Origin of the sequence: Jiella pacifica (assembly GCF_010500815.1) — a bacterium.
Classification (GTDB): domain Bacteria; phylum Pseudomonadota; class Alphaproteobacteria; order Rhizobiales; family Rhizobiaceae; genus Jiella; species Jiella pacifica.
Genome location: NZ_JAAAMG010000011.1, coordinates 154,665 through 177,247 on the forward strand (window position 1 = coordinate 154,665; position 22,583 = coordinate 177,247).

A 22,583-nucleotide genomic window follows, 5' to 3' on the forward strand; every position below is an offset into this window, starting at 1 on the left:
CAACTCGGCCCCTAGAAGCCGAGATGGATCCTGCTGCGTCCCGGAGGTCTGGCGACAGATCAATGAGCCTGGTGATTATCCAGCAGATCGCTGCGGACGCAGGGCGCGCCGTGAAGCCGATGCGCCCGGCATCGCAAGCGCATGGTCAGTGTCAGGTCATTCACAGCCAGTTCCCTCCGAGGTTGGATCTGGCGGCACTAATTCGGATTCTGTCGTTGGCTTGTGTTTTCTATTGTTGAGAATTGTTTCTTCGCATGCGGGCGGAGCAAAGCGACCGGGGATACTCTCTCCTGATCCGCGGCGATCCGCGCCGCCGTCAGGCAGAAAATCAGCTTATCTCGCTGGCCGAATATCCCGATTTAAACTTAACAACACTTAACACCCTCCGGCTGGGAAGCCGGCTAGCTCCAGGCGGCAGCGCACCCCGATCACCGATCGCGCGCCGGCCAATTCCGCCTGGAGTCTTGCATGTATTCTTATCCGAGACTGTCGCTTGACGTTGAGACCCACCAGCCATCCGTCTCGATCATCGTCCCTACATTGAACGAGGTGGAGAACATCGACTGGACCTTGCAGGCCATCATCGAGAACATCGGCGAACGCTTCGAGTTTGAAATCATCGTCACAGATGGTGGGTCGACCGATGGTACGCGGGAAAGGGTGGCCTGCTGGGAGAAGCATCGACCCGTTCGCCTCCTTGGAAACATTGGCGGCGGCGGGTTGGCGAAAGATGTCCGCGCCGCGGCGTTGAGTGCCAGATTTCCGATTGTCGTTGTGCTCGATGCGGATGGAAGCCATCCGGCTTCAGCGATTACTTCCCTCGTGGACGCCGTAGCTTCAGGCGAATACGACATAGCGATCGGCAGCCGGTACGTCGCCGGTGGTGCGACGGTCGACTGGCCCTTCACGCGCCAGGCGCTTTCGCGCCTCGGCGCTGCGCTCGCGGCGCCCTTTACCGACATCCAGGATCCGCTGTCGGGCTTTTTCGCCATACGACGGACACGTCTCCTGGCTGCGGGCGCGGATGCGGAAGGATTTAAGATCGCACTGGAGGCGATCGTCGCCGGCGGCGACGGCGTCAGGGTATGCGAGGTCCCGATCTCGTTTTCCGACAGGGTTCATGGAACGTCGAAAATCGGCGCCAGTCAGACGATCGCCTACCTCAACCAGCTGCTGCGGTTTTCCAGAGGCAGCAATTCAGCGGTCGCCATGCATCGCTTTGCGCTGGTCGGCATGGCCGGGTTCCTCCTGGACTTTCTCGTGGTCACGGTTCTGCAGTCTCTCGGCACCAGCATCGCCGTCGCTCATGTCTCCGGCTTCTGCCTCTCGGCCGCGTTCAACTATATCGGCCACTTGAAATGGTCGTTCCACGGTCGTCCTCGGGCGAGATCGCAGTTCGCGCGGTTCGTTCTCGTGTCGGCCATGGCCATTGCCTTGCGCGGCGGCTTCATCGCGGCGGCGACCGATCTCGGTTTTCCCTTCTTCGCCGTGGTGATTGCGGGCATCGCGGGCGGCGGGGTCGTCAGCTACATCGGCAACGAGTTCTATGTGTTCAGAGATGACCGGTTCCTGTCTTCAGCGGCCCGATGGAGACTGGCGGCTCTCGCCATCGCCGTCTACGCCCTGGCCCTCAGGGTCGTCTATCAGGGCAGCATCGACCTCATTCCTCAGGAGGCTTACTACTGGAACTACGCCCAGCATCCCGCATTGGGCTACCTCGACCATCCGCCGATGGTCGCGTGGCTGATATGGCTGGGAACCTCCGTTTTCGGCGATAATGAATTCGGCGTTCGCATCGTGGCAGCCCTCGCCTGGCTGACGACCGCCTGTTTCACGTTTCGGCTGACGAAGAATCTCTTCGGACAGACTGCCGCGTTTCTGGCCCTGATGCTGGTTTCGGTCTTCCCGTTCCATTTCCTCATCGGAATCCTCGCCACGCCTGATGCACCGCTTACGGCCGCCTGGGCGGGAGCATTGTATTTCCTGGAGCGTGCGTTGCGGGCGAAACATCCCAAGGCCTGGCTTGGCGCCGGACTGTGCGTCGGACTGGGAATGCTGTCGAAATACACGATTGCATTGCTGGGCCCTGCGACGCTGGTCTATCTGCTCGTCGATCCGCAGTCTCGACGGTGGCTCCTCACAAGATGGCCGTATCTCTGCGCGGGCGTGGTGGCGCTCGTGTTCACCCCGGTGATTGCATGGAACGCGAACAACGACTGGGCTTCCTTTCACTTCCAGGGAAGCAGGCGATGGTTGCAGGACGACCTGAAATTTTCGACGCCCGCTTTGGTGCTGTGCATAGCGGCGCTGCTGGGCCCGATCGGGATTTCCCTTGCCGGACATGCCGCCAGCCGGATGGTCAGGTTCCCGGCGAGGACTTTTCTGCGGGAAGCCGGCATGTTCGTCATCGTCTTCACGTTGGTGCCGCTTTCGGTTTTCGTCTTCTACAGCCTGTTCCACTCGGTCAAGCTCAACTGGACAGGGCCGGTCTGGCTGGCATTGGTGCCTGCCATGGCCAATGTGGTCGTCAAAGCGATCAAGAAGGGCGACAGACCCCGCTTCATGGGTTCCCTGCAGATCACCACGGCGGTCAGCGTCGTGGCGCTCGCGCTGCTGTTTCACTACGTCGCTCTGGGCCTGCCCTTTATCGGCCATGCCGGCGAGCTGCGCGACTTGCCGGTGGCCTGGGAAGAGTTCGGCGCGGAAGCGGAGCGGATCAAAGCGAGCGTGGAATTCGAAACCGGTCAACCGCCGCTGCTTGTCGGCATGGACCCCTACAACATCGCGAGCGAGCTCGGCTTTTACGGCACAGGGCCGACCGCGTTGGAAAACGTCACAAGTGAGAACCTTTTCGGCCGCAACGGCCTCATGTTCGGCACCTGGTTCTCCGACCGCTCCTCCGACGGACGGGACGTGATCATGATCGGCCTGGAGAAAGCCCAGGTTTCCGATGACCGATTGGACGCATGGTTCGAGACCATCGGCCCGGTCGTGCGGCAGGCGGTGCGAAAGAATGGCGCCGTTGTGGGACGCTTCTTTTACAGGATCGGCTACGGGTTCCGGCATCCCGATTGACGCCCGCTCCCGGCTCATCGGCTCATCGGCTCATGCCGCCGGGTCTCCTTGTCTCGTGCCTGCACGCTGCTGTCGCCTGGCCCCGCCAGTAGGGACGCGAGGGGTTCGCCAGATGGTGCCCCGGCGACACTCAGGACGGTCGCGCAAGACCAATGCAGCACGGATCTTCCATGCCTTCGGCGCTGTTCTCTTCGCGCTCGAGATCCTGATCCTGGCCGCTTCCCGCGGCCAGGCGGCCAGCGGGGCGCGGGCAAATTACGGGCAGCGGTCTGACGAGACGGGCCCGGCGGGCCGGCCGAATCCCTATGAGTTTTTTATATCTTTGCACTTCGGCTCCTCGCGAAACCCTATGCAGGTTGCCTCCATATAGCCCGGAGCATCGGCCACCGGGCGACCGCACCTGGGCGATGCGAAGGCGGCCGACGTGAGTCCCATCGGTCGGCTGATCGTCAGTGCAGCAAGGACGGCGCCTGCCTTGGCGCCTTCCGTCGAAACAGAGATGAGACGATGACCATCGATTATGTGCTGGCCGGCGCAGTGACGGCGCTCGTGACGTTCTATCTGGTCTATGCCCTGCTTCGGCCAGAGCGCTTCTGAGCTTCCGGAAGCGACGTCCAGGCCATGGCGGCACGGACCATAGGCGAATGGCTTCGCCGTTTCCGCAAATCCCTCAATCCACGGTCCCAGATCCTCGATGGGCGCAAACCGCTCCGAGCGTCGGACATCGTCCTCGCCATGGCCGCCGTGATGCTGCTCGCCCTGCTGTCCGCGCGGCTTCTGACGCAGCTTTTCGGGCAGGGCCGAATCGGCGCTCCGTCATCGATAACCACTCGCTGGAGTCACGCATGAGCCAGTCTAAATCTGCGATTATCCTCGATACCCGCATTCTCGTCCCCGCGCTCGGGGGAGCATTCACGAAACTCGATCCCCGGACATTGGCGAAGAACCCGGTGATGTTCGTCGTCGGCGCCGTCTCGGTTCTTACGACGCTGCTGTTCGTCAGGGACCTCGCCGTCGGCGCGGCGGATCTCGGCTTCTCCTTCCAGATCGTCCTGTGGCTCTGGTTCACGCTGCTGTTCGCGAATTTCGCGGAAGCCGTTGCGGAAGGACGCGGCAAGGCCCAGGCCGACTCGCTTCGCCGCTCGCGGACCGAGACGCAGGCCAAGCGGCTGGCCAATGCCGAGACGCGCGAGGTCAAGCTCGTGCCCGGGACGAGCCTGAAGGCCGGCGACATCGTCCTGGTCGAGGCCGGCGACATCATCCCCTCCGACGGCGAGATCATCGAGGGTATCGCGTCGGTCAACGAGGCGGCGATCACCGGCGAATCCGCGCCGGTGATCCGCGAGTCGGGCGGCGACCGCTCGGCGGTCACCGGCGGCACGCAGGTCCTGTCCGACTGGATCAAGGTCCGGATCACGGCGGAGGCCGGTTCCACCTTCATCGACCGGATGATCGCCCTCGTCGAGGGTGCCGAGCGCCAGAAGACGCCGAACGAGATCGCGCTCAACGTGCTTCTGGCTGGCCTCACGCTGATCTTCGTGCTCGCCACCGCGACCATCCCCGCCTTCGCCGCCTATGCCGGCGGGGCCATCCCGGTCATCGTGCTCGTGGCGTTGTTCGTGACGCTCATCCCGACCACCATCGGCGCGCTGCTGTCGGCGATCGGCATCGCCGGCATGGACCGCCTCGTGCGTTTCAACGTGCTGGCCATGTCCGGCCGTGCCGTGGAGGCGGCGGGCGACGTCGACACGCTGCTGCTCGACAAGACCGGGACGATCACCCTCGGCAATCGCCAGGCGACCGAGTTTCGCCCCGTCAAGGGCGTCAGCGAACAGGAACTGGCCGACGCAGCGCAACTGGCCTCGCTCGCCGACGAGACCCCCGAGGGTCGCTCCATCGTCGTGCTCGCCAAGGACAAGTACGGCATCCGCGGCCGGGACATGCAGTCGCTTCACGCCACCTTCGTGCCGTTCACCGCGCAGAGCCGCATGAGCGGCGTCGATCTCGAAGGCTCGTCGATCCGCAAGGGCGCGGTGGATGCGGTCCTCAGGCAGATCGAGCAGGCATCGGCCGCGAACGGGGCCACGCGCGCCAGCGCCGAGAGCAAGCGAGAGCTGGAAACCATCGCCAACGACATCGCGACCACCGGCGGCACGCCGCTGGCCGTCGTCAAGGACGGCCGGCTGCTCGGCGTCGTGCATCTCAAGGACATCGTCAAGGGCGGCATCCGCGAGCGCTTCGCCGAACTTCGCCGCATGGGTATCCGCACGGTGATGATCACCGGCGACAATCCGATGACGGCAGCGGCGATCGCGGCGGAAGCCGGCGTCGACGACTTCCTCGCCGAGGCGACGCCGGAGAACAAGCTGACGCTGATCCGCGAAGAGCAGGCCAAGGGCAAGCTCGTCGCCATGTGCGGCGACGGCACGAACGATGCTCCGGCGCTTGCCCAGGCCGACGTCGGCGTCGCGATGAATACCGGCACGGTCGCCGCCCGCGAGGCCGGCAACATGGTCGACCTGGATTCCGATCCGACCAAGCTCATCGAAATCGTCGAGATCGGCAAGCAGCTGCTGATGACCCGCGGGGCGCTGACCACCTTCTCGATCGCCAACGACGTGGCGAAGTATTTCGCCATCGTTCCGGCGATGTTCATCGTCCTCTACCCGCAACTGAGCGCGCTCAACGTCATGGGGCTGGAGACGCCGCAGAGCGCCATTCTGTCGGCGATCATCTTCAACGCGCTGATCATCATCGCGCTGATCCCGCTGTCGCTGAAAGGCGTCGCCTACAAGGCGATCGGCGCCGACCGGCTGCTGCGCCGCAACCTCTTCATCTACGGGCTCGGCGGCCTGATCGCGCCCTTCATCGGCATCAAGGCGATCGACCTCGCGATCACCGCCGTCGGCCTCGCCTGACCCAGGGAATCCCCATCATGACCGTTCTTTATCTTCTTCTCGGCCTGGCCGTCTTTGGTCTCCTCTTGGTGATGACCAACGCCGTCGACCGGGCCTGACTTTCCAGCGATGTCGGAGACATTTTCGATGCTGATACAATCCATTCTCTTCGTCGTCCTCGTCGTTGGAGGCACGGCGCTCATCTCCTGGCCGCTCGGCCGTTACATGAAATGGGCCATGGATCCCGGCGACCCTTCGTCCGGCCCGGCCGGATGGAAGGACCGCGCGTTCCGGGCCGTCGGCGGTCCCCTGACCGCCCAGGACCAGACTTGGAAGCGCTACATGGTCGCCATGCTGGCCTTCAACGTCGTCATGTTCGTTGTCGTCTACGGCTTCCTCGCCCTGCAGCAGTATCTGCCGCTCAATCCGGACGGCAAGGAAGGGCTCGAAGCCAGCCTGATCTTCAACACGGCGGCTTCGTTCACGACCAACACCAACCTGCAGCATTATTCCGGCGAGGTGTCGCTGAGCTACCTGTCGCAGCTCGGCGGCCTGATGTGGCTGCAGTTCGTCTCGGCCGCCACCGGCATCGCCGCGCTCGCCGCGCTCGCCCGCGGGCTGGCGGGCCGGCCCCTCGGCAACTTCTTCCTCGACGTGCAGCGTGCTTCGTTCCTCGTGCTGCTGCCGCTGGCCTTCGTCGTGGCGATCCTGCTGGTCGTCGGTGGGGTGCCGATGACCTTCGACGGCGCCGCCGTCGCGACGACCCTGGAAGGCGTGCAGCAGACCATCGCACGCGGCCCGGTCGCGGCCTTCGTCGCGATCAAGCAGCTCGGCACCAACGGCGGCGGCTTCTTCGGCCCCAACTCGACGCATCCGCTGGAGAATCCCGGCTTCTGGACCAACATCCTCGAAATGGTCGCGATCATCATCATTCCGATGGCCTGCGTCTGGATGTTCGGCCGGATCATCGGCCGCATGCGTCATGCCGGCGTGATCTTCGCGGTGATGCTGGCCTTCCTGCTGGTCAAGACCACCGGTGCCGTCTGGTTCGAGGCCGCGCCCACCCAGGCCTTCGCCAACCTGCCAATCGAGCAGACGGTCGGCAATCTCGAGGGCAAGGAACTGCGCTTCGGCCCGACGGGCGGCCCGCTCTGGTCGGTGCTGACCAGCTCGACCTCGAACGGCTCCGTCGGCGCCATGCATGACAGCCTCAACCCGATGACCGGGCTGATGCCGATGATCGGCATGTGGCTCAACGCCACCTTCGGCGGCGTCGGCGTCGGCATGGTCAACATGTTCCTCTACATCGTCGTCGGCGTCTTCATCGCCGGCATGATGATCGGCCGCACGCCGGAATATCTCGGCTGGCGCGTCGAGGCGCGAGAGGTCAAGTTCGCGCTGTTCGCACTGCTCGCCCACGGCCTGTTCATCCTGGGAGGCACCGCGCTCTTCTCGGCGACGCCATGGGGAGCGGAGACGCTCAACAATGTCGGGCCGCATGGCTTCAGTGAAATCCTCTACGAGTTCACGTCTGCCAGTGCGAACAACGGCTCGGGTTTCGAGGGACTGGGCGACAACACGGGGCCGTGGAACCTTGCCACCGGCATCGTGATGTTGCTCGCCCGCTTCATCCCGATCATCCTGCCGCTGGCCATCGTCGGCTCGCTGTCGGCCAAGCGCCGCAGCGCGGAATCGAGCGGCACGCTCAGCGTCGAGGGCGGTGTGTTCGCCACGATGCTCGCTGCCACCATCGTCGTCGTCGGCGCGCTCACCTTCTTCCCGGCGGCAACGCTGGGGCCGATCGCCGAACACGTCATCTACATGAACTGAGCTGGAGAACACGACCATGCAGGCTCTTCTAGCAAGCATCCGCATTGCCGCGGCGACCATGCTGATCTGTGTCGCCGGCTACGCCACCGCGGTCTGGGCCGTGGCCCAGGCGGTGGCCCCGGACGGCGCGAACGGCTCGCTGATCACGCGTGCGGACGGCACGATCATCGGCAGTCGCCAGGTGGCACAAGCCTTCACGCAGCCGGGCTATTTCTGGCCGCGCCCTTCGGCGGTGGACTACAACGCCACTGCCGCCGGCGGCAGCAACAAGTCTCCGACCAGCACCGACCTGACAGACAGGGGGCAGGAACTGGTGGAGCGCTACGGCGCGGCGCCGCAGAACCCGCTTCCGGCCGATCTGGCGGCAGCCTCGGGCGCCGGCCTCGACCCGCATATCTCAGAGGCGGGGGCGCTCTATCAGGCGGCCCGGGTTGCCGAGGCGCGGGGTCTGGACCTGGCTCGGGTCGAAGGCCTGATCCGCAACGCCGCCGTCTCGCCGGGCGGCTTCCTCACCGGGGACCGGATCGTCAACGTCCTGGAACTCAATCTGGCGCTCGACGAGATGAGCCGGGCGCAGGTGGGATAGGGCGGACGGCGCTCGCCTTCGTCGCTCCGGCGGGACCACGCGTCTGCCGTGGTCAGGTCGGCCTGACGACCATCCCTGCCTCGGAACCTGTTGCTGCGGGGTTCCGAGGCACCTCGGTGCCGGCCCGTTCCTGCCGGCGGGCCCGATCTCGGGCGGCGCAAGACCCGATGCGTTATATGGGTCGGTCTCGGCGGGAAGATCCTTCCGCTGCACACGGAAGCGGACGATGAGTTCGGATAAAATGTCCTACGACACGAAGCGGCCGTCGCCCGAGGCTCTGCTGGAAAAGGCGCAGCAGGAGACCCGCGGTCGCCTGAAGATCTTCCTGGGCGCATCTCCCGGCGTCGGCAAGACCTACGAGATGCTGATGTCCGGGCGCGCCCGCAAGTCCGACGGCGAGGATGTGGTCATCGGCGTCGTGGAAACCCATGGTCGAGCGGAAACCGAAGCGCTGGTTCAGGGCCTCGAAATCGTTCCACGCAGCCGGATCGAATACAAGGGCCGGGTGCTCGAGGAAATGGACCTTGATGCCGTGCTGGAACGTCGGCCGTCGCTGGTTCTGGTGGATGAGCTGGCGCACACCAATGCGCCCGGCAGTCGACACCCCAAGCGATATTTCGATGTCCTCGAACTCCTCGACCGAGGCATCGACGTCTACACCACCCTCAACATTCAGCACCTGGAAAGCCTCAACGACGTGGTCACCCAGATCACGCGCATCCGCGTCCGCGAGACCCTTCCCGATTCCATCGTCGACAAAGCCGACGACGTCGAAATCATCGACATCACCCCCGACGATCTCATCCGGCGGCTGAACGAAGGAAAGGTCTATGTCCCAAAGACCGCCAAACGCGCCATCGAGAACTATTTCTCCCCCCGCAACCTGACCGCGTTGCGCGAATTGGCGTTGCGCAGGACGGCTCAGCGTGTCGACCAGCAATTGCTGACCCAGATGCGCCAGAGCGCGATCGAGGGGCCTTGGCCAGCCGGCGAACGCATTCTCGTCTGCATCAGCGAAGATCCCCGGTCGGCGGGGCTCGTACGCTACGGCAAGCGCCTCGCCGATCGCCTGCACGCCACGTGGTTGGCGCTGTATGTCGAAGGGCGGCGTGCACAGGACATTGGCGAGGACGAGCGCGACCGCGTGGCCGAAGCGCTGCGGCTGGCTCAGAGCCTCGAAGGCGAGGCCGTCACCATTCCCGGCGGCGACGGGAGGATTTCCGCCGACGTCGTGGCTTATGCGCGTGCAAACAACATCACGCACATCGTCATCGGCAAGAGCAGCCGGTCGCGATGGTTCGAAATCCTGCACGGGTCGGTGGTGCATGAGCTCGTTCGCAGTGCGGGCGACATCAGCGTCCATGTGGTGGCGGGCAGCCAGCACACCGATGTCAGGGCGTCCAGAGCGTCGGTCGAGACGGCCGCCCCGCGTCGGCGCCCGGACTGGGCTGCCTTTGCCAAGTCGACCGCCGTCGTCGCCGCCGCGATCGGGACGGGCATGCTGCTCTGGCCGTGGGTCGGCGTCGAGCACATCGCGTTGATCTTCCTGACCGGGATCGTGGCGGTTGCCGTCTGGTTCGGTCTCCTGCCCTCGCTCTATGCCAGCGTCATATCGGCGGCCTGCTATAATTTCTTCTTCACCGACCCGTATCATACCTTCCTGATCTCGCGGCCGCGCGAGATCGTGTCCGTCGTCTTCTTCACGATCGTCGCCATCATCGTCTCGAACGTCGCCGCCCGGGCGCGCGCGCAGACGGTCGCTGCCAAGGCGAGGGCCCGCACGACCGAGTCCCTCTATTCCTTCAGCCGCAAGCTGGCTGGGGCCGGGACGCTCGACGACGTCCTGTGGGCCTCTGCGCATCAGATGGCGTCGATGCTGAAGCTGCGCGTGGTGATCCTTCTGCCCGAGGGGGAAACCATAACCGTCCGTGCGGGCTATCCCCCGGACGACACCCTGGTCGATGCCGACATCGCCGCTGCCCGCTGGGCCTGGGAGCACAACCGTCCCGCGGGCCGGGGCGCCGACACGCTTCCAGGTGCCCGGCGCCTCTATCTGCCGCTCATAACCGGCAAGACCCCCGTCGGCATCGTCGGGCTCGACAGCGACAAGGAAGGGCCGCTGCTCAATCCGGAGCAGCAGAGATTGCTCGATGCCCTGGCGGACCAGGCGGCCGTCGCCATCGAGCGGATCCAGCTCGTGGCCGATGTGGACAGGGCGCGGCTGGCGGCCGAGGCGGACAAGCTGCGCTCGGCGCTGCTTGCGTCGATCTCCCACGATCTGAAGACGCCGCTTGCGGCAATCATGGGCGCCGCGGGCACGCTGCGGGAATATTCGCAGGCCCTGCCGCAGGCCGATCGAGCCGACATGCTGTCGACCATCGTGGACGAAGCGGAACGGCTGAACCGCTTCATCGTCAATCTCCTCGACATGTCGCGGCTCGAGACGGGAGCCATGGAGCCGAATGCGTCCCTGCAATATCTGGACGACATGGTGGGATCCACACTGCGGCGTGCGAACAAGATCCTGTCGCATCACATGACCCGCATCGACATCCCGGCCAGCCTGCCGATGATCAGGGTCGATCCCGTCCTGTTCGATCAGGTGTTGTTCAATCTCCTCGACAATGCGTCGAAATACGCGCCGCCGGACACCACGATCCGCATACGCGCCTGGGAGGACGGCCGCTGGGCGATGATCCAGATCCTGGACGAGGGCCCGGGTATTCCGCCCGACGATCTGGACAAGATCTTCGACAGTTTCTACCGCGTTCGCAAACGCGACCACGTGCTCGCCGGAACGGGCCTCGGCCTGTCCATCTGCAAAGGGTTCGTCGAGGCGATGGGCGGAACGATCATCGCCGGCAACAGGACCGATCGCAGCGGCGCAGTCTTCACGATCCGCATGCCGATCCCCGCCGATCTGCCGAGAATGGGAGAGATGGATGACGAATCCGAGCGTGAAAATCCTCGTCGTCGATGACGAGCCCCCCATCCGGAAATTGCTGCGCGTCGGGCTCACCGCCGAAGGCTATGCCATCGTGGATGCGACCAACGCTGCCGGCGCCATGGCCAGGCTCGAGGCCGAAAAGCCCGACCTGATCCTTCTCGACCTGGGGCTGCCCGACATGCAGGGCCACGATCTCCTGGCGAAATGGCGTCACGACCTGATCGAGTTGCCGATCATCATCCTGTCGAGCCGAACCGACGAAGCCGGTATCGTGAAAGCCCTTGAACTCGGCGCCGACGACTATGTGACCAAGCCGTTCGGAACGAAGGAACTGGTTGCGCGCATACGCGTCGCCCTGCGGCACCGGCTCCAGCAGCAAGGCGAGCGTCCGATCTTTCAGACCGGCGCGCTGTCCGTCGACCTCGTGAAGCGCATCGTCAAGGTCGCCGGCAAGGAGGTGAAGCTGTCGCCCAAGGAATACGACATCCTGCGGGTGTTCGTGCAGCACGCCGGCAAGGTCATTACGCATCAGCACCTGCTCAAGGAGGTGTGGGGCGGCTCGACCGACGTGCAGTATCTGCGTGTCTACGTGCGCCAGCTTCGCCAGAAGCTCGAGCTCGGCTCCAACGACCCGCAATACATCACCACGGAAACGGGGGTCGGCTATCGGCTGCGCGAAGCCGAATGAGGGTGCCTGCCGAGTGCAGCAGCCTCAATCGCCATAGCAAAAGACGTGAGTGGATGCATGCATATCTCTGAAGTCATCAAGCGCACCGATGTGCTTCTTGGCGTATCGGCCTCGTCGAAGCCGAAACTCCTGCAATTCCTGGCGCAGACGACAGCCAAGGCACTGGATGTTGGTGAGGATGAGATTCTGAACGCCCTCGCCTGTCGGGAAGAGTTGGGTTCGACCGGCATCGGTGAGGGGATTGCGCTCCCCCATGCACAGGTGAGGTGCGTCGTTGCCCCCTTCGTGCTTCTCGTGCGTCTGGTGAGGCCGATCGAATTCGAAGCCATCGACGACCGGCCAGTCGACCTCATTTGCCTGATCCTGACGCCTCCGGCGAACAACTCCTCCCACTTGCAACTTCTCTCCAACGCTGCGCGGCAGTTGCGCTGTCCGAATGTCATCATGAGCGTCCGATCGGCCTCCGACCCCGACCAAGTCTACGAGGCGCTGACAGTCTCTCGGGAGTAGACGGTTCGTGTCATGAAGGTAGCCCGAGCCCCCAGATGGCGAAGAGGATTGGAAGGAAATGACAGGCGCCGTGGAAGACGATGTTTCCCTATGCGTCCAGACCGGCCGCCGTGATGGTGAGGCCGACGCCGGCGGCCTTCGGCGACAGCACCAGGAGATCGAAGCCGGGCGGACCGGCCTGGAAGGCGTCGACGATGACAAGCCGCTTCTCGCCCGGTACCTTGCCGTTGATGATGCCCGGCTCCCGCTTCAAGCCGAACCCAAGGCGTCGGTCGTCTCGCCCAGCACGCCCGCCTGGAGATGCCGCTCGGTCTCCTCGATCCAGTTGCGCGGCAACGCCGTCGGGCCGATGACGAAAATGGGCCGATGGGACGCACCTTCGATCTGTCGCAAGGCGATGTGCGTCTTGCGAATCCAGGCCAGAAAGACCGGGGAGTGGACGGCCTGCCAAGCCGCAAAGATCGAGCCAGCAGGGATTGCCCCGGAATGGCACCGGCCAGTCGCTGCATTCGCGCGACGATAGGCGAAGTCGGCATCTTTCGATCACTCGGCAGAGCAGCGCGGCTCTGGCAACGTCATTCCCGCCGAAGAGAAACCCGTTTCTCGTCTACCCCAGCACCGACGCCAGCAGGCGCCGTTCCAAATGACCCGGGACATTTGGAAAAAAGCATGCGTTTGCCATCATCCGTCGGGCTGGAGGGCTGTCTCGTCCAAGGATCTGGCAGGATGCGGCCGAAATGGCCGCCCGGCAGGTGATGCAACCCGATGTCGCGAAGCTCATGGTCGGACATCTGCCGCAAGCGTTCCTCGTCGCGGCGGATCCGCAGACGCTCCCTGTGCGCATTCAGGAAACGCCACGCCCAAGCCACGAGGTGCCGCCCCAGCCGCACCACCGGGTGGCGCTTCGCGCCGTCGGTGTCGGCGCCCCGCCACCGCGGCCCGCTGCAGGCACGCCAGACCGTTTGAACGAAATCCCCTTGTCCATCTTTCCGATCCTCGACTTTCAAACGCCGCACAACCTTCGAACGGCTGCGGGACGGGTTGCTTCGGACCGAGTTTTCGGGGGCTCGCGTTGCGTTCCTGTTTCGAACCCGGCTGGGATGTTTACAACCGCAATGCGGATGTCGCGGAGGGCCGCCGCCGGATTCCCGGGCGCCAGCGTCGGCGTCCTGGTAGGGCCGGCCCCGCCGCGGACACGCCCTCGCCCCACGACGACATCCGCTTCTGCGCCGCGCCGGCGACCGGCGCAGCACTCGCACGCGACGGAGGCTTGCCGTTCGCCCCGCCTCGCGCCCTCTGCAAGAAGTGAGCTTCGATTGAAACGTCAAATGCGTGCGTCGAAGCGGAGATGTAACGCGGCTCTTTCAAGTCTCGCGTCATTCAGACACGAGACAGAAAGACTGGCATGCTCATCCCTGAGAAACGTCTGCCCGCCGCTCCGGACGCCGGCCCTGAATGGCGTGAGGTCACGCCCGGCGAGCGGTTCATCATCCGCGTCCCTGCCGCCGCGACGCGGGGGATCTACACGATGCTCGAGATCCTCGCCGAACCTCGTAACGGCGTCCCCATGCATGTCCACGCGAACGAGGAGGAACACTTCGTCATTCTCGAAGGCACCGTTAATTTCGTCCGTGGTGACGACATATCAGAATTGTCGGCGGGAGATTCCGTGACGGTGACGAGGGGGACGCCCCACGCATGGTGCAATCTCTCGGACGGCCCGGTTCGGGTGCTGATCATCTTCTCGCCCGGCCATCTCGGGCGGACGTTCAGGCTCATCGGGTCGTTGCAGGGCAATGATCTGGCGGCCGTGCTGGAGTCGAACGAAAGCGATGGCTCCACGGTTCTCGGCCCGCCGCCTTTCGAGAACATCTATTCAGTCTTGACACCTCGGGCGAGGCCGTAGGGGAGCCTCAGCGCAGGGCGGGCTGATGGCCTCGGTGCAGTGTCCCCAGGCCCGTCGCTTTCGGCCCACTCGCGTCGCTCCAGCGCCGCGGGCCCTCCCCTTTTCGCCGACGCTTCCCACTGGAAACAAAGGATACCCTGAAATGCGTGCTTCCATCGCTGGTCGCTCGATCGTGACCGTCGTCGCCGTTCTCCTGCTTCTCGACGGCTCGCTTCAGCTTGCCTCGGCGCCGATGATCGCCGAAGCCATGACGCATGCCGGATACACGGCCGACAGCGGACCGCGCGTCGCGGTCTTCACACTGACCTGCGCGTTCCTTTTGCTCATCCCTCGCTTGGCGCCGCTCGGCGCGGTGCTGTCCACCGGCTTTCTGGGAGGCGCGATCGCCACCCACTTCCGCATCGACGGCTTCGGCTCGCCGCTGCAGTTGATCTGTCTCGCTCTCGGGATGGTCATGTGGCTCGGAATGGCCCTCGCCGATCCTCGCCTCCGCTCCTTCCTGCCGGCGGGCCTCGGCCGTCGTTCGCCGGCCGGATGGGCCGCCGGCGACCGAACGCGGTATCGATGAATGTGGGCGTCGAAGCAAAGCGCCGCCGCCTGCCGACAGGGAATCCTCCATGTCGGCAGGCGGCTTGCCGTGGAGGCGAGTCGATGCCTGCGCACCGGGCGGCAAGCGGCCCGAGGACGCATCAGACCGTCGGCACGGTTCCTCCGTCGATCACGTACTCCGTTCCGGTGATCGCGGCGGCTCTCGGCGAGACGAGGAAGGCGACGAGATCGGCGACCTCCCGGGGCTTGGCCGGACGACCGAAAGGAATGCCGCCGAGGCTGTCCATGATGATCCGCTTGCCCCCCTCGTAGTCGGTCCCGGCCTGCTCGGCGAGACGCTCCGCAAGCCGAACGGCCGCAGCAGTCTCCACCCAGCCGGGCGAGACGCGCACCACGCGCACGCCATCCGGCGCAACCTGCTTCGACAGCGCCTTGCTGTAGGTGGCGAGAGCGGCCTTGGCGGCAGCGTAGGCGGTAGTCGATTCCGGCAGGGGCAACTCGTGCTGGATGGACGTCACATGGATCACGACACCGGAGCCGCGCGCGATCATTCCAGGCACGAGAGCCCGGTCGATGCGCACGGCCGCCATCAGGTTCTGGTTGATTTCGTTCATCCAGATTTCGTCATCGAGCGCCGCGAAGCCGCCCCCGGGAGCGCCGGATCCGCCCAGCACGTTCACGAGGATGTCGACGCCCCCGAGTTCGGCCTCAGCAAAGCGGGCGAAGGCGTTGCAGCCCTCGAGCGACATCAGGTCCGCCGCCACGAATCGGACCGCCTCCGGCAGCGTGCCGGGTCTGGACCGGGCGCCCGTCACGACGCTGGCACCGGCATCGAGCAGAGCCGCAACGACGGCCTCGCCCACACCCTTCGTTCCCCCCGTGACGACGGCGCGGCGACCGCCGAGGTCGATCCAACCGCCACCCATCACCCGATCTCCAGCGCGGCGATGCGGCCATCGCGCAGTGCGAAGCGATGGGTCAGCGTCAGGGGGCTACCGGGGAACGATCCCGTCACCTCGGTCGGAACGACGAGAACGTCGTCAAGCCGTTCGACCGCAAGGGGCCGCGCCGTGAACGGCGTGCGTTCCATGGTCTCGACACGCCAGTCGCGGATCGCCGGGATGCCCCGGTGGCGCCTTGCCTCGTCGTGGACGACGGCGTCGTCCGTGAAAACGGCACCGAGTTCTGCTACCGTGGCATCCGGAGCGAGGTCGAAGTAGATGGCGAGTGGCTCGGGCATGTTCAGCATGTCGTTTCCTTCGATGTTGTCGTGCTGTTGCAAAGAGATCTGACGAAATGTCGCAATTAACAAGTACGCACGAAAAAGTTGGGTACTTACCTGGAAGTAAGCCCTCCACCCATACGGCGTTTACGGCCGCGTCCGGCATCGAGAACGCCGTGCGGATGCTGGAGGGGCGCTGGAAGCTGGTGATCCTGTTCAATCTCTTCGGCGGCCGGCTCATGCGCTTCTCGGATCTGGAGCGAGCGATCCCCGACATCTCGCAGAAGATGCTGATCCAGCAGCTCCGCCAGATGGAGGCCGACGGGATCGTCACCCGCCTCGTGCACCATCAGGTCCCGCCGAAGGTCGAATACGGGCTGACGGCATGGGGCCAGTCGCTCTGCCCGGCGCTCGACGCGCTCCTGACATGGGCGGAAGCCCGGCCGGCAAGCCCCGACGCTCAGTGAGGGACCGCCTCAGCCGCGGCGAGGCCCGCCCCGCAGCCGCCGTCTGGCAAGGCCGAGCTGGGTCACGGCGACCATGGCGGCGCCCAACGCCCAGCCGGACATTTCGCAAACGGCTCGTCGTGCCGTGCCGGGGCGGCTCCGCCTCGTTCGAGCGGCGACCGCCTCGATCCTGGGCGGGATTCGACGCTACCGCACGACCTCGACGTCGGCGTTAAACAGGTATCCGACGCCGCGCTCCGTCCGGATGAGCTGCGGGTTGCTCGGGTCGGTCTCCAGCTTGCGCCGCAGCCGCAGGATCAAGACGTCGATGCTGCGGTCGAAGACTTCCTCGTCGTGCAGCCGCGTCGCAGCGATCAGCTGTTCCCGGCTCAGGATCTGTTGCGGCGACCGCAGGAAGGCGGTCAGAAGGTTGAACTCGCCGGCCGTCAGCTTGACCAGCGTCTGATGCGGAGACGTCAGGCGGCGCATGCGCACGCTGAGCTCGAAGCCGGCGAACCTGTAGCGGATCCGCTGCTGGATCTCCCGCGAGCGCCCGTCGGCGCGCTCCGAGCGTCGCAGGACGGCTCTCGCCCGAGCCATCAGCTCCCGCAGGCTGAAGGGCTTGGTGACGTAGTCGTCGGCCCCCAGTTCCAGCGCGACCACCCGGTCCGGCTCGTCCCGGCGCTGCCCGGTGATGATGATGACCGGCACCTGGCTGTCGGACGAGATGCCTCGCATCAGGTCGAGCCCGTTCTCCTTGGCGAGCTGCAGGTCGAGGATGATGAGATCGGCCGGGCGCGCGTTGAGCACGCGCTTCAGGGCCGAACCGTCGGGTGCGGTGCTGACCTCGTAGCCGTTATGGGCGAAATAGGTGCCGATGAGGTCCCGCATGGCGGGATCGTCATCGACGACGAGGATGTGACTGCCGTTCATGAATCTGCCTCGTTGCCGCGCGTCATGGTCGACGTGCCGCCAGTTGAAGTGGTGGGTTCTCCGGGACGGAATTTCGCTGGATCTCATGCGAAAGCGCCATGGCAAGGGCCTCCATGCGCAGCGGCTTCTCGAGCCTCACCACGGATGCATGGCCCCATTCGCCGCGGCCGGCACTGGAGCCGCGCTCGGCGATGACGAGAACGGGCAGCCCCGCATAAGGACCCGGCGGACCATCCCTGAGGTGCGGCAAGGCGGGGTCTACGACCGCTTCGTCGAGCAGCGCGAGATCGAACCGGTCGCCGTCCCGGGCAACGGCATCGAGTGCCACTTGCGTCTGGCCGAACCCGACTGCCTCGTAGCCGAGATGCGCCAGCATCTCCTCCAGCAGCGTCCGCCGCTGCCGGTCGGGGTCGAGGACGAGGATCGTCTCGCCGTTACCTCTGGGGATGTCCCGGCTGAGCGCCGCCGCATCCTCCTCCTCGATGGGCAGGAGGTCGCTGCGGGGGAAATAGGCTTCGATGCTGCTTCCCTTGCCGACCTTGCTTCTGACGTCGAGCGTACCCTTGTGCGCCGTCACGATGCCGTGGACCGCCGATAGCCCCAGCCCAGTCCCTTCTCCCACCGCCTTCGTGGTGAAGAACGGCTCGAACATGCGGTGGAGGGTCTCGGTTGTGCGAGTTCTTCAGGAGCAACTGCTGGACAGCATCCTCCGCCGTCCCAGTTGGATCGGAACGTCGAGGCGCGTCTTCCTCGATCACATCCCATCAAGGACCAGACACGCCTCATGCCCGACTTCGGATCGCTCGGCCTCGCCGGCAATCTCATCATTTTCGCCCTCGCTGCCGCCGCAATCGGCTATGCCGGCGTCAAGCTGTCCGGCGTCGCCGACGAACTTGCCGACCGCACCGGTCTCGGCGAAATCGTCGCGGGCGCGCTCTTCGTCGGCGCCGCCACGTCGCTGCCGGGAGCGATCACCTCGGTGTCCACCGCCTATCAGGGGTTTCCGGAACTTGCGATCGGCAACGCGCTCGGCGGGCTGACCGCGCAGACCCTCTTCATCGCCATCGCCGACCTGTTCTATCGCCGCGCCAATCTCGAGCATGCCGCGGCCTCTCCCGTCGCCATGGTCCAAGGCATTCTTCTCAACGCGATGATCTGCATCGCGCTTCTGGGTTCGGTCACGACGGGCATCGCGTTCTTCGGCACGCATCCGGTCTCGATCCTCCTGCCGATCGTCTACATCATCGGGCTCTTCATGCTGCGGCGGATCCGCACCGAGGACATGTGGCGCGCGACGCAAACCGACGAAACGCGCGAGGAGGAGTCCGATCCGGCGGACAGCGACGACGAGCGCAGCGACAAGACGCTGTGGATCCGGTTCGTCATCTATGGCGCCATCACGGCGTTCGCCGGCTATGCGATCGGCGAGGCCTCGATCGCCATCGTCGGCCTGACCGGCGTCTCGCAGACCCTGTTCGGCACGACCTTCACCGCCATCGCCAATTCGCTGCCGGAACTCGTCACGGCGATCGCGGCGGTGCGCATCGGTGCCGTCAGCCTCGCCGTCGGCAACATCATCGGCGGCAACGCCTTCGAGGTGCTGTTCCTGTCGCTGGCCGATTTCGTCACGCCGGAATCGATCTATCGCGCGGTCACGCCCGACGATCAGGCGACCGCGCTCTTCGCCATGCTGATGGTCACGGTCATCCTGCTCGGCATGATGAAGCGGGAGAAGCGCGGCTTCCTGAACATCGGTTTCGAATCGACGATCGTCTTCGTGCTCTACGCCCTGTCGGTTCTCGTGATCGCCCTGTGACGAGCGAGACCGTCGACCTCGACGACATCTCCGTTGCGGTCTGCGATTCGCCCGCCCACCCGGGATGCCGGAACGTGCCGCTCATGCTGCTGCACGGAGCGGTCCAGACGCGGACCATCTGGCAGGACCAGTTCGAGGCCCTGGCCGGCACGCGGCGTCTGGTGGCGGTCGATCTGCGTGGTCATGGCGAGACCATGCTGGGGTCACGTCGCATGAGCGTGGAACAGATGGCCGCCGATGCACTCGCTATCCTCGACGCGTTGCAGATCCGGCAGGCGGCGATATGCGGCGTGTCGCTCGGCGGCATGGTCGCCCTCGAACTGGCGGAGCGGACCCCCGACAGGATCGCGTCCCTCATCCTCGCCAACACACCCACATCCCTCACCTCGACCCGGTGGCTTCGCAGTCTGGTCGATCGCGTCGACCCGCAGGATCTCCTGCCCTTCGCCTTCCGCCTCTTCGGCCGAAAGCGCGCCGCCCGGCTCGGCCTGGCTCTGGCGTCGCGGCTGGTGGGGCCTCATTGGGTCGGCACGACGGCTCGCCGGCATTTCATCGACGGCTTCGCACGCATGTCCCCGAAGGCCATCGTCGCCACCTACCGGGCGATCGTCGAGGCGCGTCCCGTCGATGCTGCCTCCATCCGCTGTCCGATCCTGCTCATCGAAGGCAATGCGGACGCGACCTCGGTCAACGCCCAGATGGACGAACTCGGGGCGCAGACGCCCCACGCCCGGATCGAGACCATGCCGGCCGGACATGTCGCATCCCTCGACGATCCCGCTGCGTTCAACCGTCTCCTCTTGCGCTTCCTCGATCGGCACGACCCGCCCTGTGTCCGAACGGCTGCGGCCATTTGGTCGTCTCCAGCCGATCCCGGTCGGCCCTGATTTCATCGCCCATGCGTTCGGCCGTCCCCGGCTCGACCAGGCCGAGTTCCTCCGCCTTGTGAGCGGCAGCGTCGAGCGCCGGAGCCCAGACGATCGGCACCCCGGCAAAGGCGATCTCGTCGATCGCCTTCTGGACGCCCGCCCTGAAGCCCTTGGGCGTGACGTCCCGCAGGAACACCGCCCGGATGCGGCCGGGATGGTTTGCGACGGCCTCCGAATAGATCGCGGCGTCGCTTTGTCTTCAAGCTGTTCCTCACTCCGGTCTTCCATGTCGCCATCCGCTCGATCTTCGGCAGGAAGTGAGGCCATCACCTCGCAGCTTGACGGAATGTGATGTCGCAATCGCCTTGACCGCAAGGATACGAATGGGGTGAGCCGACACATGCCGGTGAAGGACTGCTTCCGGGGGCTTGAGGCGATAATCTCCAAAGGCGGCAGCTGTGGCGCATGGAAAGTGCAGGCTAGTTCGCACGATCTTTCGTTGGCGAGAAAGATCATTCGATTGCAGGACGCGAAGGTTGGAGAAAGCGGCAAAAACCTTGGGGGTAGTTGGCCGGCGCGTCGCCGACCCGAAAAGGACCCCTGCCATGATCTTCAAACGTCTTGCCCAAGCGCTCGCCCTTCTCGCCGCCATGCCGCATGGATCGCTGCATGCGACCCCCGTATTCGACGACGCGGTGCCGGCATGGGCCAAGTCGCGGCCGCTGAAACTCGATCCGGCCAGGTTCCGGCCTGTCTCGATCCTGCCGATGGCGGTCAGGAACAAGGGATGCACCTTCTACGAGCACCGCAATGGTGGCGGCGAGGCGTGGCGCAAGACCGTGAGCTGGCTCGCCTACAGCAACAGCTCGACCGACACCTATGCCCAGTACGTCACCACGGTCGGTTCCTGGTGGAACGACAGGATCTCGTCCATTCGCTGCGATGAGAGCGCCAGCGTGCGGTGCTCGGCCGAAGTCTGGCGCGACGTCAATCGCGGCGGCGGCGACGCGATCTTCTGGGGCTCGCAAGGCATGGTCAATCTCGACAAATACGGCTGGAACGACATCGTCTCCTCCTACATGGTCTTCTGCGACCGCTTGAAATGACGCGCCGGGCCCCGGCTGGCGGCAAGCTGCAGGCCGGGGCGACCAGCGAATCAAGATTTGGATTGGCGCTGGCGCCGGGTGGCGATGTCCTATCGCTTCACCAGTGGTCCCGCCGCCTCGCTGATCGTCTGGACGACACGCCCATCAAAGACGCCACCGGAAAGCCGCACCCAGCGCTGGTCGTGGTCCTTGTCGACCTTTGCAATCCCAATCACTGCATCGGACATCGTCTCCTGCCCGAGATTGCGATCGATCACGACGACGACGAAGGGATCGGGCGACGAATGTCCGGCGCGTTCCGGAAATGACCACAGCAGGCCGTCCGCTCCCTGTGCCGCGATGCCTGCGGCGATCGCAAGTTCCAGCGCTTGCGCGGCGGGCGCGATCTCATCCGTGACGGTGTCGTCATGCACGGTCGAAACGACGGACGGATATGGCGTCGGCGGTAAGGCCGCAGCGGTCTGCGGGTCGCTCCAGTCTGCCAGGTCGTCGATCGGGTCGAGCGACAGGCAGGCGCACGGCAGGCAGTTCCGTCCGGCCGCTTCCTCGTCCGCGATCTCGCGGCGCGAGGCCGTCAGCAGCATGGCAGAGAGCTTCGCCGTCGGTTGCGTGACGAAGCGCCATGCGACGTGGGGGCCCACGCCGAACGCCTCGGCGTCCGCGACATTCTCGGCCTCGTAGGAATCGATCGCGTCCAGGCGGATCGCAGGCCCGAGATTGTAGCGCTGGAGGTCGATGAACGAGACCTCGACACGATCGATCGTCTGTTGCCCGTAACGAAGGACGTAGCGCGCGCGCTGCAGCGGCTGTTCTTCGAGATCGACGAGAAGAAGCGCCTGCTCGATCGCCGAGAGGTCGGCGCCCGGTTCGACCCTGCCGCCACTTTCGCCCAGCAGCGTCATCAGAGCCTGGTCCAGTTCGGCAGGATCGATGGAGGCGTAGCCGTCGCGCATGACATAGGCCGTCGCGGCGCCATCGACGGAGAGCGGCTTTGCCGGCGCGTCGGTCGCGCCCGCGAGCACGAGGAGAACGGCAGGGAAGACATGCAGGATCGAGGCGCGGGACATGAGCTTTTCCTATGGACGAAGGCGTCTCTTCGGGCTGCGCAAGGGTGCCATTGCTAAGGCCGCGCGGCATCCACCAATTGGGGGATGATTGCCGCGTCGATGAGGATCATAGTCGAGGCATGAATGCCTCCGTCCT

22 protein-coding genes and 1 pseudogene are annotated in these 22,583 nt (G+C 65.1%); 14 read left to right on the forward strand and 9 right to left on the reverse strand.

Features of this window, described 5'->3' with window-relative positions; all coding sequences use genetic code 11:
• Positions 1-468 precede the first annotated feature (468 nt).
• From GTK09_RS14775 to GTK09_RS14810, 8 genes are all read left to right on the forward strand, one after another.
• Positions 469-3,075 (forward strand): glycosyltransferase family 39 protein, encoded by a 2,607-nt coding sequence (locus GTK09_RS14775; RefSeq protein ID WP_163463932.1) that lies wholly within the window; start codon positions 469-471, stop codon positions 3,073-3,075.
• Between the two features lie 507 nt (positions 3,076-3,582).
• The gene (kdpF, locus tag GTK09_RS14780; protein ID WP_163463933.1) at positions 3,583-3,672 is read left to right on the forward strand and encodes a K(+)-transporting ATPase subunit F; all 90 of its coding nucleotides are present in this window, start codon (positions 3,583-3,585) and stop codon (positions 3,670-3,672) included.
• A 248-nt stretch (positions 3,673-3,920) separates the two neighbouring features.
• Positions 3,921-5,993 (forward strand): potassium-transporting ATPase subunit KdpB, encoded by a 2,073-nt coding sequence (kdpB, locus tag GTK09_RS14785; protein WP_163463934.1) that lies wholly within the window; start codon positions 3,921-3,923, stop codon positions 5,991-5,993.
• 126 nt (positions 5,994-6,119) lie between these two features.
• Positions 6,120-7,802: a potassium-transporting ATPase subunit KdpA gene (gene kdpA / locus GTK09_RS14790; RefSeq protein ID WP_163463935.1), complete on the forward strand. Its 1,683-nt coding sequence runs from the start codon at positions 6,120-6,122 to the stop codon at positions 7,800-7,802.
• A gap of 16 nt (positions 7,803-7,818) precedes the next feature.
• A complete protein-coding gene (locus tag GTK09_RS14795) occupies positions 7,819-8,388 on the forward strand; it encodes a potassium-transporting ATPase subunit C (protein ID WP_163463936.1) in 570 nt (189 codons plus the stop codon).
• 226 nt (positions 8,389-8,614) lie between these two features.
• Complete coding sequence (locus GTK09_RS14800; RefSeq protein WP_163463937.1) at positions 8,615-11,368, forward strand: DUF4118 domain-containing protein; 2,754 nt, start codon at positions 8,615-8,617, stop codon at positions 11,366-11,368.
• Positions 11,331-12,023 carry a response regulator transcription factor gene (locus tag GTK09_RS14805; protein WP_163463938.1) on the forward strand — a complete coding sequence of 231 codons (693 nt, stop codon included), beginning with the start codon at positions 11,331-11,333 and terminating at the stop codon, positions 12,021-12,023. The genes GTK09_RS14800 and GTK09_RS14805 overlap by 38 nt, the downstream gene beginning before the upstream one ends.
• A gap of 57 nt (positions 12,024-12,080) precedes the next feature.
• Complete coding sequence (locus tag GTK09_RS14810) at positions 12,081-12,533, forward strand: PTS sugar transporter subunit IIA (protein ID WP_203561048.1); 453 nt, start codon at positions 12,081-12,083, stop codon at positions 12,531-12,533.
• A gap of 88 nt (positions 12,534-12,621) precedes the next feature.
• Here GTK09_RS14810 and GTK09_RS14815 read toward each other — a convergent pair whose 3' ends face one another.
• The 3 genes from GTK09_RS14815 to GTK09_RS14825 all read right to left on the reverse strand — a co-directional run bounded on the left by GTK09_RS14815 (position 12,622) and on the right by GTK09_RS14825 (position 13,540).
• Positions 12,622-12,786 carry an SWF/SNF helicase family protein gene (locus GTK09_RS14815; RefSeq protein ID WP_163463939.1) on the reverse strand — a complete coding sequence of 55 codons (165 nt, stop codon included), beginning with the start codon at positions 12,784-12,786 and terminating at the stop codon, positions 12,622-12,624.
• Positions 12,783-12,926, reverse strand: coding sequence for a hypothetical protein (locus GTK09_RS14820; RefSeq protein WP_163463940.1), 144 nt, complete (start codon positions 12,924-12,926; stop codon positions 12,783-12,785). Before GTK09_RS14820 ends, GTK09_RS14815 begins: the two co-directional genes overlap by 4 nt.
• Positions 12,927-13,108: 182 nt before the next feature.
• A complete protein-coding gene (locus GTK09_RS14825) occupies positions 13,109-13,540 on the reverse strand; it encodes a DUF1127 domain-containing protein (RefSeq protein WP_163463941.1) in 432 nt (143 codons plus the stop codon).
• A 398-nt stretch (positions 13,541-13,938) separates the two neighbouring features.
• On the opposite strand from GTK09_RS14825, the gene GTK09_RS14830 reads away from it, so the two are divergent.
• Both GTK09_RS14830 and GTK09_RS14835 read left to right on the forward strand, forming a co-directional pair.
• Positions 13,939-14,439, forward strand: a complete 501-nt coding sequence (locus tag GTK09_RS14830) for a cupin domain-containing protein (RefSeq protein ID WP_163463942.1) — start codon at positions 13,939-13,941, stop codon at positions 14,437-14,439.
• A gap of 142 nt (positions 14,440-14,581) precedes the next feature.
• Complete coding sequence (locus GTK09_RS14835) at positions 14,582-15,007, forward strand: DoxX family protein (RefSeq protein ID WP_163463943.1); 426 nt, start codon at positions 14,582-14,584, stop codon at positions 15,005-15,007.
• A 121-nt stretch (positions 15,008-15,128) separates the two neighbouring features.
• Here the strand turns inward: GTK09_RS14835 and GTK09_RS14840 are convergent, their stop codons facing one another.
• Complete coding sequence (locus GTK09_RS14840; protein ID WP_163463944.1) at positions 15,129-15,914, reverse strand: SDR family oxidoreductase; 786 nt, start codon at positions 15,912-15,914, stop codon at positions 15,129-15,131.
• Positions 15,914-16,237, reverse strand: a complete 324-nt coding sequence (locus GTK09_RS14845; RefSeq protein ID WP_163463945.1) for a nuclear transport factor 2 family protein — start codon at positions 16,235-16,237, stop codon at positions 15,914-15,916. The genes GTK09_RS14840 and GTK09_RS14845 overlap by 1 nt, the downstream gene beginning before the upstream one ends.
• Before the next feature lie 47 nt (positions 16,238-16,284).
• Here GTK09_RS14845 and GTK09_RS14850 point away from each other — a divergent pair, with 47 nt between their 5' ends.
• Entirely contained in the window at positions 16,285-16,677 is a 393-nt protein-coding gene (locus GTK09_RS14850; RefSeq protein WP_163463946.1) for a winged helix-turn-helix transcriptional regulator, read from the forward strand.
• Between the two features lie 186 nt (positions 16,678-16,863).
• Here GTK09_RS14850 and GTK09_RS14855 read toward each other — a convergent pair whose 3' ends face one another.
• The 3 genes and pseudogenes from GTK09_RS14855 to GTK09_RS27810 all read right to left on the reverse strand — a co-directional run.
• Positions 16,864-17,589, reverse strand: a complete 726-nt coding sequence (locus tag GTK09_RS14855; RefSeq protein WP_163463947.1) for a response regulator — start codon at positions 17,587-17,589, stop codon at positions 16,864-16,866.
• A gap of 22 nt (positions 17,590-17,611) precedes the next feature.
• Positions 17,612-18,109 carry a hypothetical protein gene (locus GTK09_RS14860; RefSeq protein ID WP_312869886.1) on the reverse strand — a complete coding sequence of 166 codons (498 nt, stop codon included), beginning with the start codon at positions 18,107-18,109 and terminating at the stop codon, positions 17,612-17,614.
• Positions 18,101-18,244 (reverse strand): annotated as a pseudogene (locus GTK09_RS27810) (ATP-binding protein); the annotation flags it as partial. The pseudogene GTK09_RS27810 and the gene GTK09_RS14860, both read right to left, overlap by 9 nt.
• Positions 18,245-18,373: 129 nt before the next feature.
• On the opposite strand from GTK09_RS27810, the gene GTK09_RS14865 reads away from it, so the two are divergent.
• From GTK09_RS14865 to GTK09_RS14875, 3 genes are all read left to right on the forward strand, one after another.
• Positions 18,374-19,405, forward strand: a complete 1,032-nt coding sequence (locus GTK09_RS14865; RefSeq protein ID WP_163463949.1) for a sodium:calcium antiporter — start codon at positions 18,374-18,376, stop codon at positions 19,403-19,405.
• On the forward strand, positions 19,402-20,292 hold the full coding sequence (locus GTK09_RS14870) for an alpha/beta fold hydrolase (RefSeq protein ID WP_312869881.1): 891 nt from the start codon (positions 19,402-19,404) through the stop codon (positions 20,290-20,292). The genes GTK09_RS14865 and GTK09_RS14870 overlap by 4 nt, the downstream gene beginning before the upstream one ends.
• Before the next feature lie 587 nt (positions 20,293-20,879).
• Entirely contained in the window at positions 20,880-21,380 is a 501-nt protein-coding gene (locus tag GTK09_RS14875) for a hypothetical protein (protein WP_163463950.1), read from the forward strand.
• 89 nt (positions 21,381-21,469) lie between these two features.
• Here GTK09_RS14875 and GTK09_RS14880 read toward each other — a convergent pair whose 3' ends face one another.
• Entirely contained in the window at positions 21,470-22,447 is a 978-nt protein-coding gene (locus tag GTK09_RS14880) for a hypothetical protein (RefSeq protein WP_163463951.1), read from the reverse strand.
• Positions 22,448-22,583: the final 136 nt, after the last annotated feature.

Coding starts and splice junctions, on each gene's coding strand:
- GTK09_RS14775 (WP_163463932.1), top strand. CDS start 469: ATGTATTCTTATCCGAGACTGTCGCTTGACGTTGAGACCCACCAGCCA.
- kdpF (WP_163463933.1), top strand. CDS start 3,583: ATGACCATCGATTATGTGCTGGCCGGCGCAGTGACGGCGCTCGTGACG.
- kdpB (WP_163463934.1), top strand. CDS start 3,921: ATGAGCCAGTCTAAATCTGCGATTATCCTCGATACCCGCATTCTCGTC.
- kdpA (WP_163463935.1), top strand. CDS start 6,120: ATGCTGATACAATCCATTCTCTTCGTCGTCCTCGTCGTTGGAGGCACG.
- GTK09_RS14795 (WP_163463936.1), top strand. CDS start 7,819: ATGCAGGCTCTTCTAGCAAGCATCCGCATTGCCGCGGCGACCATGCTG.
- GTK09_RS14800 (WP_163463937.1), top strand. CDS start 8,615: ATGAGTTCGGATAAAATGTCCTACGACACGAAGCGGCCGTCGCCCGAG.
- GTK09_RS14805 (WP_163463938.1), top strand. CDS start 11,331: ATGACGAATCCGAGCGTGAAAATCCTCGTCGTCGATGACGAGCCCCCC.
- GTK09_RS14810 (WP_203561048.1), top strand. CDS start 12,081: ATGCATATCTCTGAAGTCATCAAGCGCACCGATGTGCTTCTTGGCGTA.
- GTK09_RS14830 (WP_163463942.1), top strand. CDS start 13,939: ATGCTCATCCCTGAGAAACGTCTGCCCGCCGCTCCGGACGCCGGCCCT.
- GTK09_RS14835 (WP_163463943.1), top strand. CDS start 14,582: ATGCGTGCTTCCATCGCTGGTCGCTCGATCGTGACCGTCGTCGCCGTT.
- GTK09_RS14840 (WP_163463944.1), bottom strand. CDS start 15,914: ATGGGTGGCGGTTGGATCGACCTCGGCGGTCGCCGCGCCGTCGTCACG.
- GTK09_RS14845 (WP_163463945.1), bottom strand. CDS start 16,237: ATGCTGAACATGCCCGAGCCACTCGCCATCTACTTCGACCTCGCTCCG.
- GTK09_RS14850 (WP_163463946.1), top strand. CDS start 16,285: ATGTCGCAATTAACAAGTACGCACGAAAAAGTTGGGTACTTACCTGGA.
- GTK09_RS14855 (WP_163463947.1), bottom strand. CDS start 17,589: ATGAACGGCAGTCACATCCTCGTCGTCGATGACGATCCCGCCATGCGG.
- GTK09_RS14865 (WP_163463949.1), top strand. CDS start 18,374: ATGCCCGACTTCGGATCGCTCGGCCTCGCCGGCAATCTCATCATTTTC.
- GTK09_RS14875 (WP_163463950.1), top strand. CDS start 20,880: ATGATCTTCAAACGTCTTGCCCAAGCGCTCGCCCTTCTCGCCGCCATG.
- GTK09_RS14880 (WP_163463951.1), bottom strand. CDS start 22,447: ATGTCCCGCGCCTCGATCCTGCATGTCTTCCCTGCCGTTCTCCTCGTG.